Source organism: Natrinema salinisoli, from assembly GCF_020405205.1.
Lineage (GTDB): Archaea > Halobacteriota > Halobacteria > Halobacteriales > Natrialbaceae > Natrinema > Natrinema salinisoli.
Genome location: NZ_CP084469.1, coordinates 790,380 through 807,302, shown reverse-complemented (window position 1 = coordinate 807,302; position 16,923 = coordinate 790,380). Strand labels below are relative to the sequence as shown.

At 60.4% G+C, this 16,923-nt stretch carries 17 protein-coding genes; 5 read left to right on the top strand and 12 right to left on the bottom strand.

Annotation, left to right across the window (positions count from 1 at the left end; all coding sequences use genetic code 11):
* Nucleotides 1–205: 205 nt before the first annotated feature.
* Nucleotides 206–859, bottom strand: a complete 654-nt coding sequence (locus LDB05_RS04070; protein WP_226006650.1) for a bifunctional 4-hydroxy-2-oxoglutarate aldolase/2-dehydro-3-deoxy-phosphogluconate aldolase — start codon at nt 857–859, stop codon at nt 206–208.
* Between the two features lie 379 nt (nt 860–1,238).
* Nucleotides 1,239–1,982, bottom strand: coding sequence for an alpha/beta fold hydrolase (locus LDB05_RS04065; RefSeq protein ID WP_226006649.1), 744 nt, complete (start codon nt 1,980–1,982; stop codon nt 1,239–1,241).
* A 589-nt stretch (nt 1,983–2,571) separates the two neighbouring features.
* Here LDB05_RS04065 and LDB05_RS04060 point away from each other — a divergent pair.
* Nucleotides 2,572–3,033, top strand: coding sequence for a MaoC/PaaZ C-terminal domain-containing protein (locus tag LDB05_RS04060; RefSeq protein WP_226006648.1), 462 nt, complete (start codon nt 2,572–2,574; stop codon nt 3,031–3,033).
* Between the two features lie 230 nt (nt 3,034–3,263).
* On the opposite strand, the gene paaE is transcribed toward LDB05_RS04060, so the two are convergent.
* From paaE to LDB05_RS04035, 5 genes are read right to left on the bottom strand one after another with little or no spacing between them, the layout of a single operon-like run.
* Nucleotides 3,264–3,428 carry a 1,2-phenylacetyl-CoA epoxidase subunit PaaE gene (paaE, locus tag LDB05_RS04055; protein ID WP_226006647.1) on the bottom strand — a complete coding sequence of 55 codons (165 nt, stop codon included), beginning with the start codon at nt 3,426–3,428 and terminating at the stop codon, nt 3,264–3,266.
* Nucleotides 3,425–3,835 carry a 1,2-phenylacetyl-CoA epoxidase subunit PaaD gene (paaD, locus tag LDB05_RS04050; protein ID WP_226006646.1) on the bottom strand — a complete coding sequence of 137 codons (411 nt, stop codon included), beginning with the start codon at nt 3,833–3,835 and terminating at the stop codon, nt 3,425–3,427. The genes paaE and paaD overlap by 4 nt, the downstream gene beginning before the upstream one ends.
* Before the next feature lie 2 nt (nt 3,836–3,837).
* On the bottom strand, nt 3,838–4,674 hold the full coding sequence (gene paaC / locus LDB05_RS04045) for a 1,2-phenylacetyl-CoA epoxidase subunit PaaC (protein WP_226006645.1): 837 nt from the start codon (nt 4,672–4,674) through the stop codon (nt 3,838–3,840).
* Nucleotides 4,671–5,015, bottom strand: a complete 345-nt coding sequence (paaB, locus tag LDB05_RS04040; RefSeq protein WP_226006644.1) for a 1,2-phenylacetyl-CoA epoxidase subunit PaaB — start codon at nt 5,013–5,015, stop codon at nt 4,671–4,673. Before paaB ends, paaC begins: the two co-directional genes overlap by 4 nt.
* 4 nt (nt 5,016–5,019) lie before the next feature.
* The gene (locus LDB05_RS04035; RefSeq protein WP_226006643.1) at nt 5,020–5,958 is read right to left on the bottom strand and encodes a Phenylacetic acid catabolic protein; all 939 of its coding nucleotides are present in this window, start codon (nt 5,956–5,958) and stop codon (nt 5,020–5,022) included.
* An 84-nt stretch (nt 5,959–6,042) separates the two neighbouring features.
* Here LDB05_RS04035 and LDB05_RS04030 point away from each other — a divergent pair, with 84 nt between their 5' ends.
* Entirely contained in the window at nt 6,043–6,681 is a 639-nt protein-coding gene (locus LDB05_RS04030; protein ID WP_226006642.1) for a helix-turn-helix domain-containing protein, read from the top strand.
* Nucleotides 6,682–7,157: 476 nt separating this feature from the next.
* Entirely contained in the window at nt 7,158–7,541 is a 384-nt protein-coding gene (locus LDB05_RS04025; RefSeq protein ID WP_226006641.1) for a DUF7522 family protein, read from the top strand.
* A 167-nt stretch (nt 7,542–7,708) separates the two neighbouring features.
* Here LDB05_RS04025 and LDB05_RS04020 read toward each other — a convergent pair whose 3' ends face one another.
* Nucleotides 7,709–8,278, bottom strand: coding sequence for a DUF2238 domain-containing protein (locus tag LDB05_RS04020; protein ID WP_226006640.1), 570 nt, complete (start codon nt 8,276–8,278; stop codon nt 7,709–7,711).
* Nucleotides 8,279–8,399: 121 nt separating this feature from the next.
* Nucleotides 8,400–8,630 carry a universal stress protein gene (locus LDB05_RS04015; RefSeq protein ID WP_425498589.1) on the bottom strand — a complete coding sequence of 77 codons (231 nt, stop codon included), beginning with the start codon at nt 8,628–8,630 and terminating at the stop codon, nt 8,400–8,402.
* A gap of 128 nt (nt 8,631–8,758) precedes the next feature.
* Here LDB05_RS04015 and LDB05_RS04010 point away from each other — a divergent pair, with 128 nt between their 5' ends.
* Complete coding sequence (locus tag LDB05_RS04010; protein WP_226006639.1) at nt 8,759–9,829, top strand: CNNM domain-containing protein; 1,071 nt, start codon at nt 8,759–8,761, stop codon at nt 9,827–9,829.
* A gap of 1,212 nt (nt 9,830–11,041) precedes the next feature.
* Here LDB05_RS04010 and LDB05_RS04005 read toward each other — a convergent pair.
* Nucleotides 11,042–11,602, bottom strand: a complete 561-nt coding sequence (locus tag LDB05_RS04005) for a TATA-box-binding protein (protein WP_226006638.1) — start codon at nt 11,600–11,602, stop codon at nt 11,042–11,044.
* 143 nt (nt 11,603–11,745) lie between these two features.
* Between LDB05_RS04005 and lonB the strand changes: the two genes are divergently transcribed.
* Nucleotides 11,746–13,773, top strand: a complete 2,028-nt coding sequence (gene lonB / locus LDB05_RS04000; RefSeq protein WP_226006637.1) for an ATP-dependent protease LonB — start codon at nt 11,746–11,748, stop codon at nt 13,771–13,773.
* Nucleotides 13,774–13,918: 145 nt separating this feature from the next.
* On the opposite strand, the gene LDB05_RS03995 is transcribed toward lonB, so the two are convergent.
* Both LDB05_RS03995 and LDB05_RS03990 read right to left on the bottom strand, forming a co-directional pair.
* Complete coding sequence (locus LDB05_RS03995; RefSeq protein ID WP_226006636.1) at nt 13,919–14,926, bottom strand: DMT family transporter; 1,008 nt, start codon at nt 14,924–14,926, stop codon at nt 13,919–13,921.
* Nucleotides 14,927–15,691: 765 nt separating this feature from the next.
* Nucleotides 15,692–16,675 carry a patatin-like phospholipase family protein gene (locus LDB05_RS03990; RefSeq protein WP_226006635.1) on the bottom strand — a complete coding sequence of 328 codons (984 nt, stop codon included), beginning with the start codon at nt 16,673–16,675 and terminating at the stop codon, nt 15,692–15,694.
* Between the last annotated feature and the right edge of the window lie 248 nt (nt 16,676–16,923).

Here is a 16,923-nt window from a genome sequence, read left to right as displayed (position 1 = left end):
CGGAATCGGAGCTTGAATCGCGCGTCGATTGGCCAGCGGGGGCAAACGTGGTCGGTTCCAATCTCAGTGACACCACTGGCGAAGTGGTTGCTCGAGAAATGACGACCGCATCGACGCCCGGTGAGGCGACGTTCGTCGGAGCAGATATGGCCGATCCCGACGGTTGGATCACCAGATAAAAAGACGAGTTCAGTTCTTCTGTCAGTTACCGGGACCGAGCCGATTCGACGGCCTCGACGAACGAGGCGGCAGTCTCGCGAACCTGCCCCATGTCGTCGGCCTCGATGGCGTCGTAGTCGACGATCGCGCTGCCGGCACCGACCGCAACGGCACCGGCCTCGAAGAAGTCGTCGACGTTCTCGGGCGAAATGCCGCCGGTCGGCATGATATCGACATCGCCGAGCGGGCCCTGTAGCGCGCCGATGTGGTCAGGGCCGACCGTCGTCGCCGGGAACATCTTGAGCATATCCGCGCCGGCCTCCATGCCCGTAACGGCCTCCGTCGGCGTCATCACGCCCGGAACCGAAACGACACCCTGCCGGTTACAGGTTCGGATCATCTCGGGGTTACAGTCCGGCGCGAGGACGAACTCCGCACCGGCGTCGATAACGGACTGCGCCGTCGGGGCATCGAGCACCGTTCCAGCACCGACGACGGCATCAGTATCCGCCAGTTCCCGATCCACCGCGGCGATCTTGTCGCTCGCGCGTTTGCCGTCGGCAGTTACCTCGATCGCGGTGACGCCCGCCTCGTGAATCGCTCGAGCGACCGACGCGATCTGTGCCTCGTCTATGCTGCGAAGGACTGCCACAACGCCACTGTCGATGATTCGGTCCCGAACGTCGGTTTCATTTGCCATACCCTCGTTTAGCGGAGCGGTCTCTTTAACGTAATGACTTCCGCGATCGACGTATCCAGTCGGTATTCGAGTTGCCTGGCCGTTCTCCATCCAGTATCCCGATCGTTCATAGGCGACGGACAGTTCGCAGCGACTCATCAGCGACGATTCAGCGATACGAGCGGGGCGGTAAAGACACCACGTGACCGTGATGGGAATTCGCAATGAGAAATCCGAACGGCGAGGATACCAGTCTTCCCGAACGACCGACCGAATGACGGCGTTACACGGTTCGATCGATTACCGGTGTCGGAATCGACACCCTCGGTCAGCCCGTGCTTCGAGGAAGCCGGCGCTCGAAATCGTTCGCCGGTCAGGAACACAGTACTTCCGGATTCACTCACCGGACGAGATCGTGTTCGGCGAGGAACTCGTCGACGATCTCGACACAGAGCGATGGGCGATCTCGAAAGATCGTATGCCCCGCTCCGTCGACGTTGTGGACCGTCGTCTTCCCGTTTGCCCACTCTCGGTCCCGTTCGGGATCCGTGTAGGAAGCGACGGCGGGATCGGGGCGGAGCAGGAGCGTCGGACAGGGCGAGTTCGGGAGCGCGAGGTCTAGCGGTTCGAATCCGCGCTTCGTAATTCCCAGCACGTGTGGTCGCACTTGTTTCCGAGCGGTTGCCAGTAGGTCGGCGAAGCGGGGGTATTGCGGTTCGAACCGCTCGCGCAGCGATGCGTGCGTCGCGGTACTCCACCGGTCGAGCTGGTCGCGCTTGTTCGACAAGTGATCCTGGCCGAGCGCCGCGAAGAGCTGTGCCGGATGATCCTCCAAAACGAGCGCTCGAGGCTGCAGCCCTGCCCGTCCGGCGACACGAGCGACCGAATCCGCTCCGAGCGAATGCCCGTACAGGATGGGGTTCTCGACGGTCAGTGTTTCACAGAGTCCGTAGAGATCGTCCGCCATCGTTTCCGCATCGTACCCCGCGTCCGGGGCTTCGCTCAACCCGTGACCCCGGGCATCGTAGAGTATCACGTCGTGGTCGTCGACGAACCGTGCGGCGAGCAGAGTGAGGCACTGCCAGTTGTCCGTGAACCCGTGTGCGAGCAGCACGGTCGGTCCGTCTTTCGTCCCCGATCTCACGTACCGGTGTCGACAACCGTTTGCCGTAACGTAGTCCGACGACCAGCTCGATTGCAGGTCTAATTCCGACGGCGGTGTGATCCGGCTCATTTCGCCAGTCAGTTCCCCTTTTCTATCATCTCTTTACCGGTAGAACCCAGTCCGTCCAACGTTCCGTCCAATACGTTCCGTCCGGCACAGTCGATGCGATCCGAGGCGACGAGTAATATTTACATACATATGGATGTAATCACGAGCGTGGTGCTCCCCGAGGTCCCGATCCGGTCATCCGGCTCGCATCGTTCGCCCAGCGGACGTTCTATTTTCGGCTTATGACGGAGAAACCCCCATGTTTCGGCGGCCGTCTGACATCGGTTGTGTGCTCATCGTTCGAGTAGTAACGACAGATGTAACTAATTATAAATTTGCCCCGCTATATCGTGGTTTTAAATGTCGAGTCGACTACCGTTCCCCGTCGAGTTCGTACCCGTTGTGACCGTATCCAGCGTTTCGACTACATTCGTTCTCGGGAGTGGCTGTCTCTAGCCCGACCAGAATAATATCACTAACTCTAGATAAACTTTTTACATGATGATTTAGTACTACGAGTATGGCGTATAGTTACAGGCCACACCATTTCGAAGACTTCGAGCCGGGGCAGGAGTTTCAGAGCGTCGGTCGGACGGTCACTGAGACCGATTTCGTGATGCATTCGGCGCTGAGCGGCGATTGGACGGAACTCCACACGAACGAGGAGTACGCGGCAGAACAGGACTTCGACGAGCGCATCGCTCACGGACCGATGACGTTCGTCCAGGCGACGGGATTCGTGTATCGAACGGGCATCGTCGAACGGACCGCGTACGCGTTCCTCGGAATGAATTACATGGACCTGCCGGAACCGGTCCACATCGGCGACACGGTATCGCTCGAGATCGTCGTCGACGAAAAGAAAGAGATCGGGGACCGCGACGACGTCGGTCTCGTCGTTCTCGACACGGAAATGACCAACCAAGAGGGAACCGTCGTTTTCCAGGGAGACATGAAGTTTCTGATCAAAACGAAGGAGTAACAGCGTCTTTCAGCGGTGGTCGCACGCCATCGCGTAGCGGTTATTGTATCGGACGAACCGACCGGTCCGGTTCGAGCGGCCGCGATCACTAGCGCTCCTGCCGAACGGAACCCGGTGGTTCACTGGCCACGGACTGCATCGCTTCCAGTGTTCGGTATTGACCGTCTGGCGGAAACGTGCGTCCCCAACTCGGAGAGAAGAGAATCGAAGGCTACCCGTCCCCTACCGTTTCAGGAGAATCGTTCGAACGGCTGCTGACAACTCTCGCAGAAGTACATCGACCGACAGAGCGAGGGACCTTTGGGATGGTCGCGTTTCGTTTCCGTCGATCCACAGTAGGGGCAGGTAGCGTCGGCTTCTTCCGTCGTCGCCGCGCTTGGATCCTCTTTTGTCATACGCTGAGCCCGAAGTCTCGAAGCCTGTCTTTCCCTTCGTCGGTCACCATGGTCACGTTCCATTCCGGCGTGTACCGGAGAGTGACGGTCGCTTCAGTGATACCCGCCACCGTTTCGGCCGCACACGCGACATCGTTCAGCAGGATATCCCGAGCGGGACACCCCGTGTAGGTCAGCGTCATCTCGACGACGCAGCGATCGCCCTCGACGCACACGTCGTAGATGAGACCGAGATCGACGATACTGACGGGCATTTCGGGATCTTCGACCTCGTACAGTGCCTTCCACACCTCGGCTTCGATGCCCGCTGCATCCGCACCGGTTTTCGGATACTCACTGGGCGGGTCACCGTCACTGAATTCGGTGAAAGTGCAGGCGTCGGAATCCATCGGTTCGTTCGTCCGCATTGTCACTCCTCCGTTGTGCGGAGCGTGGCGGGCGTTTCGAACTCGAGCTCGTGATACGTCGCCGTGAACTCGTCGTAGAGCTCGGTCCACGCATCGGTATGCGTTCCGTCGCGACCGCGTTCGTCGACACTCACCACCTCGTCGGGCTCGGGCACGGTCAGATCCAGCGACTCCAGGAACGGACTGACCGTTTCGAGCCACTCGGTACGCATCTCCGCGACCGTTTCCGTCCGGAAGCCGAATTCGACGATACCCTCCTCGCGCGGCCCGGGGTGGAACAGCGACAGCGCATAGGGGAACAGCTCGTCGAGCGCGTTCTGCATCCGAGCACGCCCGTCGTCGTCCGCAGTCAATCGTTCCAGCCAGTTCACGGCATGCTCTCGGTGGTAGTCCTCTTCCTCGAGGACCTTCCCGACGCGGTCCGCCAGCGGTGCGTAGCTCGTGTCAGCCATCGCCTCGAGGCGGATACGCTCCGCGACGTCGTAGAGATAGCCGCGGAGAACGGCGTCAGCCCAGTCACCGTCTTCGAAAGGACGCTCGACGAGGAGACTGTGGATCCACTCGGTCGGATCTCGCTCCCAGAGACACTCCGGTTCCGTGTACCCGAGCTGCTTGAGGAGGTCGTACCACAGTCGTGCGTGCCCGAACTCGTCCTGTGCGATGTTAGCGATCGCGAGGTCCGACTCGAGCGTCGGCGCATAGATCTGCCACTCGGTCAAGCGCTCGGCGTGAACGAACTCGTCGTCGGCCAGGCGGAAGAGTAACTCCTCGAGCGCGACCTGCTGTTCGGCGGAGAGATCGGCTCGACCGATGCGTTCGGATTGCGGAGTCCCACTCATGCTTCGTTCCCCTCGTCTCGGAGCGCCTCTCGGCGCTTCCGAGCGGCTTCGCGTTGTTCGGATTCGCTGTCAGCGACCTCCTCGGCGAAGGAGGCGTCGATCTCGTTGTACGTCATCGCCCACCGGTAGGACTTGTCAGTTCGGCTGCCAAACGCGGCGTCCTCGGCGCTGACCTCACCGATCTCCTCCCGCGGTGTGACCCACAGGGAATTCGTTTGCATTCGCCGGGCGTGCTGAATCCGAGCGAATAATTTCGCCATGTCTCGATCCGGAGCGTGGACGTTGCCGACGTGCTCGTGGTAGTCGCCTGGGGCCTCCTGTCTGAATACTTCCCAGATCATCGTTCTAATCGGCCGCCTGTGGGGTAGTTCCGGCACTGGACTCCCACGCGTCCAGCGATTTGCGGACCCATTCGACCGCCTCCTGCCGTCGGCGTCGCGAGCCGATCTGTTCGGCCGATCCCTCGTATTCGTTCCTCGAGATGGTCCAGAACTCGTCCCAGTCGAGGTCGTCCTCGCGAACGGCCATCGTCCCGTCATCGCGCTCGTAAATACGCGGGTACTCCGGTATCTCTAACCCGTGTTTTTCCGCTTTCGGGATGTACATATTCAGGAACGAATTCCGGAGTTCGTCGTTCGTCACCGTTTTGAGACCGACGGCTCGGCCGAAGTCGTCGTGAACGCTCTCGTCGTTCGTCGGCCCGAAGAACTGGAGGATGCGAGGCCACCACTCCTCGAACGTCTCCTGCGTGCGCTCCTGCGTGGCTTTCGACCCGTTCATCAGCTCGCGAAGGATCGATTCGCCGTGTTTGACGTGGAACCCTTCCTCGAAGCAGATCTTATCCATCGCATGTGCGTACGGCGTCCAGCTCGTCGATTTCAACGTCGCCTGCCGACGCATCGCACCGCCGTCGACGAAGAAGTCGATCATCGGTGCCTCGTACCACGAATCGACGGGATAGTGGAAACAGTTCAGGAACTTTCCCTCGCCGTTCGCGAGCTCCTCGAGCATCTCCGTCCGAGTTTTCACACCCAACGTCTCGGCAGCTCTGTACAGCAGCTGTGCGTGGCCGATTTCGTCCTGCACTTTCGCCGTGTTCGCCAGTTTCCGATCAAGCGACGGTGCCTTTCGGGTAAACGTTTTGTCGAGGTAGCCGCCCATGACCTCGCTGTTCGCGTGAAACTGGATCATTCGGGTCGCCGCGGTGCGATATCGTTCCGGCATATCGTCCTCGGGACCGAACTCCCGTGGCCCCGTGCGTTTTTTGACCGTCTCGAGATCCATATCCGCCGGTTCATCGTATAGTTCCTTACCGATTGACCCGCCTATGTGGGGGATTTATATTTCGATTTCGAATAGACGCCGGTAATGATCAGTGACTGTCTGATCGTCGATTTCCGCATTACGGGCGATGACTGCCCGCTTTCTGAGGCGACACGGCTGACGGGGACGGACGTTACTGCACAGCCGCCACAGCTCCGAGACGACGGGAACGTTCTCCTTCAGTTCAGCACGCCATCGACGGACGAATTCGCCGACACACTCGACCGTGATGACCGAATCCGCTACCTGCACCGATCGCAAACGGTCGACCGTGATAACTACCGCTGTCTCTCGAAACACCCCTGCGTTATCCATCAGCTCATCAGTGCCGGACTACTGGTCGACGCCATCGAATACCGTGACGGGGAAGCACTGTTGACCGGAGCGGTCGTCGGCCGAGACGTACTCACGGGCGTCATGGAAACTGCGGGCGAAACCGTCGGGGTTCGACTGGAACGCATCTATCGGCTTCACGAGGAGGACGACGAACCGGTTGCCAGTCGGTGGGACCTCACGCCCGCTCAAATCGAGAGCGTTCAGTGCGCCCTCGAGATGAATTACTTCACCGTTCCGCGGGAAGCGACCGCGAGCGACGTCGCCGACGAGATGGGCATCAGCAAGTCGGCATTCCTCGAGCGGCTCCGACGAGCACAGGCCTCTCTATTCACAGACCTCTTCAGCTGACCCCGCGTCGAACGCACTCGCCACCCAATCGAGGGACGGGTCCAGGTCGAGCGAGTTGGAGTCGAGTCGCGGGAACCCCTCGCCGCATGCGGCACATCGCCGGAATCCACCGTGACGTCTCCGGTCGGAACGCCCGGTCCGAATTCAGGCGACCGTCCCGGTAAGGGTTTTTTATCGGGTAGTCGTTCCGTAGAGTTTCGTCGGGACGTACTCGACGCGCTGACGGAAGTGGAACCGTCCTCGTTGCGAGTGATCCGCGAGGAGTATTATTTCGACGTCCGTCGACGATACCGACATCGGTTTCGTCGTGATCGACATCCACGATAGATCCTCGAAAGCGTCATGGGGACCATCGTTCGAAACGCCGGCACGCCGGTTTGCGTCCCGATGATCGAAGACGAAAAGACGCGAGCCCGGGTCTCGATTGGTGGGACCTGACACGGTGTTATATACGACTACCGGCTGTAGATTCGATCATGACGGCGTCAACGAACGGTGACGACCTCGAAGACGAACTAATTAGCGTCTGCCGGACGGCGATCGGTGATGGACTCCGAAGTATCACCTACTTCACCGCCGATGACTACGAGCAGCTGTACCTCCGTGACGATCTCGAACGAGACGCCGACATAGAACGGTTCGTCGCGAACGAGCGACTCGGGTTCACGTCCCAGCAGACGTACGGCGACTCCGAGCTCGGTGACTACGGGTTCACGATTCGCTCCTTCGAGTGGGGATACGTCACTCGGGTTATTGACGGCGAACACGGTGTCTATGTGACGACTGATTCACTCAACATGAACGAGTTCGACGAAGTGGCGACGGCCATCAGGTCGGTGCTGGAAGAGACCGCTCCGTGATAGCGGGCCGAAGACGGACAGGGGACGACTCCGGAACCCTCGCCGGACAGGAGGTATGCTCGGGACACCGCCCGATCGACGGATGGGATCGAGATAGCGCTCGAGGCTCGCGCTGATATCCGTCGCAACACCCCAGAACGCAGCCGATTCTACCGCGTGAGACGCAGCTATCGATAGTCGCCCGCCGACCCGGTGAAATTTCCGAGAAGGTGATCGCCGAGGACGAGTACGATAACGGCACCGACGAGATTGAAAACGAGGTCGTAGAACGTGTCGGTCTTCCCGTAGGTGACGAGTACCGGCTCGAAGCCGATTCGGTTGGCCGTCGCGTGAATCGTGTACTCGACGAGTTCCCAGAGGATCCCGGCACAGGCGACGACAGCAATAACCCGAGGACGGGGATCGCGCCCGCGGCGACGGGCCGCTGCGAAAGTAAGTCCGCCGAGAATCGTCGCCGAATGGGTGTGGGTCAGGTGGTCCCACCACCAGACGTCGTCGTACTGACCGAGCATGCCGACGGCGTGCGTAAGCATGGCGGTCTCGAGATAGACGCGCTGCCACGGTCGGAACTCCATGTCGTATCGCCGTTCGATAACGTGCGGAAGGGAGATTCCAACGAACCCGAAGATCGCGTTTACCGCTGCACCGGGATCCCGGCGGCGAACGCCGATGGCGAGCACCGTCAAGAGTCCGTACCGAGTCCCGCGTTCTATCTCTCGAACGATCGACGGTTGCATATCCCCCGGTACAGGCGTCTGTCAGATAAAGATGGAGTATCGTCTGTCACGTCCGCAGCCCTGACGGGTATCCGTTGAAGCGGCGAAAGAGTCGTCGGGCACGGAGGGCGACAGAATTCGGTCATCGTCCGAGGATCTCCTGTGGATACCGATACCATCGATCTCGAAGCCGATCCCCCTCGTCGGCTGTCCTCGTGAGTCGGAGGGGCTTCTCCTCGACGACGTGGAGAACGTCGACAGTCGTACCGAAAGCCCGGGCAAACTCGAGACCGCGTTTCGCCGCCCGTCTGGCTTCGTCACTCCCGTCGACCGGGAGCAGGGTATGATCATATATCGTCCCGGGACTCGACACGCACGACCTTCAGTACTAGTCACTACTTCGAGGTCATCTACTCGAGTTGCTCGCGTGTAAGCGGAACGTTTCTATGACACGGGAACTGAGGATGCTTTGATAGGACGGGCCGACGAAATGCGGATCTAATGGACCCCCTCGAAATCGGCCTCCGGTTGATCGCCGGCATCGGCCTGATCCTCGCGAACGCCTTCTTCGTCGCGATCGAGTTCGCGCTCACGCGCGTCCGCCAGTACCCCGAGTCGGCGTTCGACAAACCGGGACTTCGCCGCGCGTGGGAAATGACGGACGATCTCGAGATCTATCTCACCAGTTGCCAGGTCGGGATCAGCGCGACGAGCATCGCCATCGGAATCATCGCCGAACCGGCCCTCGCGACGATCATCGGACCGATCTTCGCAAATACTGCGCTCGCATCTGCGGGGGCCGGGGCACTCCTCGCGTTCGTGATTATCAACCTCCTCCACCTCACGCACGGCGAACAGACGCCGACCTACCTCGGGGTGGAGCGAACGAAGTTCGTCGCCAGATACGGTGCGACGCCGCTGTACTGGTTCGCGTGGCTGCTCTCGCCCGTGATCTGGTTCGGCGACGCCGTCGCGAAGTGGACGCTCCGACAGTTCGGAATCGAGATGACCGGCGCGTGGCTCGAGACCGAAACGGAAATCATCGAGACGCGAGCCGACCTCCGGAATCGGCTCACGTCCGTCCTCGAGCAGGGCGACCTCCCGACCGACCGGCGAGAAGAGATCATCAACGCGTTTACCGTCGGCGAACGACCGATCGAAGACGCGATGACCGATATCGAGGATGCCGTCTTTCTCTCGACGAACGCGTCAGTCGACGAAAACCTCGAGCGTATCGGCTCGACCCCCCACACTCGATTTCCACTGATCGAGGAGACGCCCGCCGAGTTCGTCGGTATCGTCTACGTTCCAACGGTTGTCGACCGAATCGACGAACTTCGTGGCGGTGACCTAACGTTCGTGGACCTCGCGACCCCACCGAACACGCTCCCTGCAGACACGTTGATTAGCGACGCTATCGACGAACTCCAGGCGGCTCACCAGGAACTCGCACTCGTTGCGGACGACGGCGATATCGTCGGATTGCTCACGGCCACGGACGCCCTCGAGGAGTTGGTCGGTGCGTTCGAGGATCCACTCGACACGGTGGACTTCGTCCCGGATCGGTCCTGACGAACACGGGTCTCGGCGTGCGGTGCGAACCGAATTCGAGGGGGTGCCCCACCAGCCGTCGAACCGTCGCTGCCCGTTTCGTACTCGGTGCGAAGACAGTACCGCACTCAGTCGGTCGAACGAAATTCGGGACTCGATCTCGGTCTCGATTCCGTCGATGGTAGCGAGCCGTCGACCGCTGCGCTCGAGTGCTCGCGAGATCGCGTACGACCACGGAGCGTCCGTTCAGATGCGCTTCATTTCCGCCACCAACTGGACGAGTCTCACTCGATACGAGATGGCCGGTATCGACTTTCTCGATCGAGAAGGAGGGGTGTCTTCTCGGACAGTCGAAACAATCGACTAGCAGATAGTAGCCTCGTGGACGGCATCTATGGGCTAGCCTCGAGGTCCGGACGATTGGCACTGCGGAGAACAACGTATCGCCGAGAGAACGTCGCCGAAGAGGAACGAGACGCACCGAGCGCTGTTAGGCGTGTAGACCAGCGTATACCGAAGGGGATTATAGACAGGACAGTGCTCAGAGCAGCTGGTTCCGGTATGTACGCGGTTCCGTTGCCTCGTTTCTGCGGTTGCTGGATCAGGGCGTCCGAAACAATTATCAAACTGGTAGGTATCCCTAACTATATTATAAATTATATATCTAACAAGGATTCGACTTCGTGTTTTTTCGTACCGGAATCGAAACTCGGGATGATGGAGTGTGGCTTCGAACGGTGGAGCTGAATCGACGACAAACACCGTCTCTTCGATGTCGCGTTTCTTCCCGAGTTCACACGAGGATTGCAGACAGTACGGTTGTACGTACTAAATAAAGCCTGAGATCGATCGATCCGGTGTGTTGGTGTCGGAAATAACTCGCGGCCAGCACCATCTGTTGTCGAGTAGATCACAGTCTCGTCGAACGTAACGCGATCTGATCGTTCCCCAGTTGGCGGCTGTAAATCGATTTTCGATATCGAATTTCCATCAGTGATCGTACCCGAACGGAGTCGAAACTATACAACGTGGAAATAGTATGTGAAATTAGTAATTCTGCTACAGACGTGTGGTTGCTCAATCGCATCGGCTCGCACAGTGTCGCCTCGCACTTCACACCAGCTAGCTCGATACCAACCGGAATCGACGATGCGAAGTCACTCCGACAGAAACACCGAAAATTCCGATCCGACCGTTCAGATTTTCATACTGGACTGAGATCGGAAGAAGCCGTTACTCGAGCAAGCCGAGGTCCCCGAGGCGTTCGACGATCACGTCGACGGCCCGTTCGGCGTCTTCGACCTTCTTTCCGCCGGTGATCACCAGTTTCCCGGACCCGAAGAGGAGGGCAACGACTTCGGGGTCGTCGAGCCGATACACCAGTCCGGGGAACTGTTCCGGTTCGTATTCGATATTCTCGAGTCCGAGCCCGATTGCGATCGCGTTCAGGTTGAGGTCGTGGCTGAGATCGGCACTGCTGACGATGTTTTGGACGATGATCTCCGGGTCGTCCTCGACCTGAATGTGGAGATCGCGGAGTTCATCGAAGACGAGATCCAAACTCTCGTGGACCGCGTCAGTGCTTTTCGCGCCGGTACAGACGATCTTCCCCGACCGAAAGATCAGTGCCGCGGACTTGGGATTTTGGGTCCGGTAAACGAGACCGGGGAACTGTTCGGGGTCGTAGTCGGCCCCCTCGAGGTCCATCGCGACGCTCTGGAGGTCGAGTTCCTGTCCGATACCAGTCGACGCGACGACGTTCTCGATGGAGATAGATTCCTTCGGGTCGGGCATAAGTCACTAAAAGAGACGCATTTAAGACTTATAAACCTCCGGTCCTACCCCGCGTGTCGATCGGAGTTGCGAGCCACCGACTGCCGTTATGGAGAAAGTATATCCGCCGCAAGCCCTTCGTATTCGTCACTTGACAGTGTTCTATGAATAACGATATGAACGACGACCCTCCCGACGACGCTCCGGGCACTGCTCCCGACGAGGAGGCTGACGACCTCGAAACCGTTGAAGACCTCGGAAGTGACGTCGAGGTCGATTCGGACCTCGAAATCGACGAGGAGATCGCCGAAGACGACCTCCTCGGCGGCCTCGTGATCGACTCTACCGAGGAGATCGAGGTTCCGGAACGGCTCGTCGATCAGGTCATCGGTCAGGAAGAAGCGCGCGAGATCATCATCAAGGCGGCCAAGCAGCGCCGTCACGTCATGATGATCGGCTCGCCGGGGACCGGGAAGTCGATGCTGGCGAAGGCGATGAGTCAGCTGCTTCCCCAGGAAGATCTGCAGGACGTCCTGGTCTATCCCAACCCGGACGACGACAACGAACCGAAGGTACGGACCGTCCCCGCCGGCAAGGGCGATCAGATCGTCGACGCCCACAGAGAGGAAGCCGACAAGCGTAACCGGATGCGCTCGATCGTGATGTGGATCGCCATCGCAGCGATCCTCGCCTATACGATTCTGTCGGGGGCCTCCCTTCTGCTGGGACTCCTCGCAGCAGGGGTCATCTGGTTCATCTTTCGGACGCTGGGGCGGGGTTCGGACGCGATGGTGCCGAACTTGCTGGTCAACAACGGCGATCAGCGCGTCGCGCCCTTCGAGGACGCGACCGGTGCCCACGCCGGTGCGCTGCTGGGCGACGTCCGTCACGACCCCTTCCAGTCCGGCGGTATGGGGACCCCGAGCCACGAGCGGGTCGAACCCGGTTCGATCCATCAGTCCAACAAGGGCGTGCTGTTCCTCGACGAGATCAACACCCTCGATATCCAGACCCAGCAGAAGCTGATGACGGCCATCCAGGAGGGCGAATTCTCGATCACGGGTCAGTCCGAGCGCTCCTCGGGCGCGATGGTCCAGACCGAGCCCGTCCCCTGTGACTTCATCATGGTCGCTGCGGGCAATCTCGACGCCATGGAGAACATGCACCCCGCGCTCCGCAACCGGATCAAGGGGTACGGCTACGAGGTCTACATGGAGGATACCATCGAGGACACTCCCGAGATGCGGCGCAAATACGCCCGCTTCGTCGCCCAGGAAGTCGAACGGGACGGCCGCCTACCACACTTTACCGACGATGCCCTCGAGGAACTCATCCTCGAAGCCAAGCGTCGCTCGGGCCGCAAGAACCACCTCACGCTGCACTTCCGTACCCTCGGCGGGCTGGTCCGCGTCGCGGGCGACATCGCCCGCGCCGAGGATCGGGAGTTCACGACCCGCGACGACGTTCTGCGGGCCAAAGACCGCTCGCGCTCGATCGAGCAACAGCTCGCCGACGACTACATCGAGCGCCGCAAGGACTACGAGTTGCAGGTCAACGAGGGCGGCGTCGAGGGCCGCGTCAACGGCCTCGCCGTGATGGGCGAGGACTCGGGCATCATGCTCCCGGTCATGGCCGAGATCGCCCCCGCACAGGGCGGCGGGCAGGTGATCGCCACCGGCCAGCTCAAGGAGATGGCCGAGGAGTCCGTCCAGAACGTCTCCGCGATCATCAAGAAGTTCTCCGACGTCGATCTCTCGGAGAAGGACATCCACATCCAGTTCGTTCAGGCCGGCGAAGGCGGCGTCGACGGCGACTCCGCCTCCATCACGGTAGCGACCGCCGTCATCAGCGCACTGGAGAACATCCCGGTCGATCAATCGGTCGCGATGACCGGATCGCTCTCGGTGCGCGGTGACGTGCTCCCGATCGGTGGGGTCACCCACAAGATCGAAGCCGCCGCGAAGGCCGGCTGTACGAAGGTCATCATCCCCGAGGCGAACGAACAGGACGTGATGATCGAAGAGGAGTACGAGGAGATGATCGAGATCATCCCCTGTGCGAACATCAGCGAAGTCCTCGACGTCGCCCTGATGGGCGAACCGAAGAAGGACTCGCTCGTCGATCGGCTCAAGTCGATCACTGGGACGACGTTCGATCAGAGCACCGTCGGCTCGAACCCGAGCGTCCAGTAGCGGACTCGATCACACGATCGGTCCGCTCGCTGCCATCAGGTGAGGTCGTACTGGTCGGCCTATCCTGCAAACTGCGTCACTCGATATCGGACTCGAACGTCACCTGGTGAGCGAATTATCGGAGCGGATACCCGGATAGGAGCAGTCAGTCACCCAGCTGCAGGTGGGTCTGCAGGTCGGTCGTCGTACTGTAGACGTTTCCGTGGACGCGGACTTCGTCGCGTCCGAGCGACCGATCTCCTGCGGGCGTCTTCCTCGTAGATCGGGTAAGCCGCCAGAGTGGCCGGATATTGCAGAGCGCGAATCCGACGACGATGAGCGCGAAGCCGGCGACGGTCGCCGCGGTAATTTCCTCACCGAGGAGCGTCGCACCGAAGATCGTCGCAACGACGGGTGAGGCGTAGTTGATGAGGCTGACGTTCGTTGCGCCGATTCGGGTCAGTAAGGTGAAGTAGAGGAGGAATCCGCCCGCCGTAGCGAAGACGCCGAGGTATACGAGTGCGGCGACCGCTGACGGCGTCCACGTCACGTGTCGAAGCGACGCGCCCGAATAGACGGCGGCTGTGGCGTGGAGGAATACCGCACCGGTAATCATCGACCACGCGTGAAGTGACATCGTGGGGAGCACTCCCGTCCAGCGTTCCGTGAGGACTGACCCGAGCGCGAAGACGACCGCGGAGGCGAGGATGAGTGCGACGCCGATGAGTTGCCCGTCGAAGGACCCGCCGGCAGTTGCGATTGCGATTACGCCAGCCAATCCTGTGCACAGTCCGATGACGTCCGTCCCGTAGACGCGTTCCGTTGCGAGGAGCCGAATAGCGATGACGGGGGTGATGATCGGAGTGAAACTGAGGACGATCGCGGCGACGCCGCTCGTGACGTGACTCTGCCCGATGAAGGAGAACGCGAAGTGCGCTCCGATGACGAGAATCCCGTTCGAGAGGATGAGAGCGACGTCTGCTTTCGTCCGAGGGAGCCACTCGATCCGGCTGAGGAGAACGGCTCCGATGAAAATGAACGCGGCGATATCTAATCGGGCCGCTGCGAAGAGGAGCGGGGGAAGGGTTTCGAGTCCGATTTCGATCGCCGTGAACGCCGTGCCCCAGACGAACGCGAGTGCACCGAACAACAGCACGTCTTCTGTATTCGTCATGTTATCATTGCATAATATGTGGTGGGTTCGAAGTCGATAAACTGTCTATACGGGCCGTAACTAAACGATTTGCGGGGACCGTGATAACACGGTTCAACGGGGACATACCCATGTTAGTCGTTCAACAGACACGCGGTTTCGAAAAGAGCGAGACCGCTCGATGACCGTCTCGTGATCGGCGTCCTCCGAGAACGTATCACTCGGGTTCGCCCTGAGACACACCTTTCGGACTCTACAGTCACCGTTCGATCATGGTCGGATGCGCCACGTCGATGATGTCCGATCAGCCGGGGCCGTGACAGTGGTCGAGAGCCGCCGTTGCTTCGTCGCATCACCGAGGAGACCCAGCGTGCAGCGGTCGACATCGTCGCGGCCGATGAGGGATTCTCTCACTGGCTTCCGGCTGCTTGGGCCCTGGGCGGTCACGTTCGGGTAACCGACTAACCGGGACGTTAGATTACCGCTTATACCGTTGCAGACTAACGGTCTATCCGGAGGCACTCCCCGTACCACGCTCCGTACTCGAGTCACTCGTGACTCGACAACTGCACCACCCGCGTTCCCCGGTCGTCATCGCTCTGGGACATATCATCGCGATTCGACGCCGCGGGACGCGTTCGAGCGGGTCACAGCTACCGAGACACACCACGACGGTGCCTCCACTTTCTGTCGAACGGACGGCTTCGATACGCGATTGATAGGGAACCCGCCGAGTCGGTAGCTCGCAGATTTCCCGCCACGCCTCGAGTGGTGCGTCGTCGACGTTCACCGGCCACGACGGAACTCCGCAGCCCGTTGCTCACCAAGCTCCATCAGCTCCCGAACGAACGACGGACTTCGGTCGACCTTCGTCGAGGTGTGATACTCTCTCCCCATCGCGATCCGGTGAATCTCCGTCCTCGAAAAATCGCTCTCGGGGAGGTGTCCCTCGTCGATCCACTTGTTAACGCGTTCGATCACACCCAGCTCCTGGTTCAACGAGATGTTCCCCGACAGTTCGTTTCGCCGATCGGCGATCTCCGCGAGGGTCGTGGGTTCGCCCTCCCGTTCCTGAGAATTGATTTGAATCACCCACAGCTCCTCGGGCTTGCGGTCGGCGTCGACGGTCATCAGGTCGTCGATCGGCGGGTTCTGCGAGAACAGGCCGTCCCAGTGATAGTGGCCGTTGATCTCGACGGCCTCGAACAGCGCTGGCACGGCTGCGGACGCGAGGATCGCCTTCGGTGTCACCTCCTCGTTGGTGAACGTCTCGAAGACGCCGGCGTTGATATCGACCGTTCCGACGACGAGTTCGGGCGTCTCCCGTCCGCACAGATCCGAAACGGCGTCGAAGTCGATGTGTCGCTCGAGCGTTTCACGGAGCTCGTCTTTGCCGATTTCCTGACCGGGGATTTGGTACGGGCTGAGCTCGAGCATCGGAACCCCGGCGCTCTCGAGGCGGGACAGTCCGACGAGAACGTTGTTCAGAAACCGATCGGAAAGGTCGGATGCCGACAGGTCGTCCCAGATGGCGTCGAGGAGGTCGATCGCTCTGTCCTCGTCGGCGGTGACCAGCCCGTACCACGCCGCGAGCGCGTTGAACGCACCGCCGGAGGTCCCGCTGATGCCGACCAGTTCGTATTCGTCGTCCCACTCGCGGAGGAGTCCTTTCAAAACGCCGGCCGTGAAAGCCGTATGACTCCCCCCGCCCTGACAGGCGATCGCCACTCTCGTGGGGTCGCCGTCGCCCTCCATCACAGAATTACTCATGTGTCATGATGTCGTTGCCGTCGCAGGATAAGTCACGGCGGTCTCGGTCCGTTGGAGTGCTGGTTGGGTCGAACGGGTCGCATGAGATTCGGCGACGGCGAGCGCGCTCCAGGCGGGCCTGCGTTTGCGGGTACCGCTACCAAACGGATGCTCGATAAACGTTATGAGAGAGACGTAATGATGCGAACCGTTTTCGCACGGGCTGATCCGCCGTGTTCGAACCGATCGCGGGACCGATGGTCGCCGCC

Bases quoted from the DNA above. Each gene is read 5' to 3' on its own strand.
- LDB05_RS04060 (WP_226006648.1), top strand. From the start codon at position 2,572: ATGGCGTATAGTTACAGGCCACACCATTTCGAAGACTTCGAGCCGGGG.
- LDB05_RS04035 (WP_226006643.1), bottom strand. From the start codon at position 5,958: ATGGATCTCGAGACGGTCAAAAAACGCACGGGGCCACGGGAGTTCGGT.
- LDB05_RS04020 (WP_226006640.1), bottom strand. From the start codon at position 8,278: ATGCAACCGTCGATCGTTCGAGAGATAGAACGCGGGACTCGGTACGGA.
- LDB05_RS04010 (WP_226006639.1), top strand. From the start codon at position 8,759: ATGGACCCCCTCGAAATCGGCCTCCGGTTGATCGCCGGCATCGGCCTG.
- LDB05_RS04005 (WP_226006638.1), bottom strand. From the start codon at position 11,602: ATGCCCGACCCGAAGGAATCTATCTCCATCGAGAACGTCGTCGCGTCG.
- paaB (WP_226006644.1), bottom strand. From the start codon at position 5,015: ATGATCTGGGAAGTATTCAGACAGGAGGCCCCAGGCGACTACCACGAG.
- LDB05_RS03995 (WP_226006636.1), bottom strand. From the start codon at position 14,926: ATGACGAATACAGAAGACGTGCTGTTGTTCGGTGCACTCGCGTTCGTC.
- paaC (WP_226006645.1), bottom strand. From the start codon at position 4,674: ATGAGTGGGACTCCGCAATCCGAACGCATCGGTCGAGCCGATCTCTCC.
- LDB05_RS04025 (WP_226006641.1), top strand. From the start codon at position 7,158: ATGACGGCGTCAACGAACGGTGACGACCTCGAAGACGAACTAATTAGC.
- paaE (WP_226006647.1), bottom strand. From the start codon at position 3,428: ATGACAAAAGAGGATCCAAGCGCGGCGACGACGGAAGAAGCCGACGCT.
- LDB05_RS04030 (WP_226006642.1), top strand. From the start codon at position 6,043: ATGATCAGTGACTGTCTGATCGTCGATTTCCGCATTACGGGCGATGAC.
- LDB05_RS04070 (WP_226006650.1), bottom strand. From the start codon at position 859: ATGGCAAATGAAACCGACGTTCGGGACCGAATCATCGACAGTGGCGTT.
- LDB05_RS03990 (WP_226006635.1), bottom strand. From the start codon at position 16,675: ATGAGTAATTCTGTGATGGAGGGCGACGGCGACCCCACGAGAGTGGCG.
- lonB (WP_226006637.1), top strand. From the start codon at position 11,746: ATGAATAACGATATGAACGACGACCCTCCCGACGACGCTCCGGGCACT.
- paaD (WP_226006646.1), bottom strand. From the start codon at position 3,835: ATGCGGACGAACGAACCGATGGATTCCGACGCCTGCACTTTCACCGAA.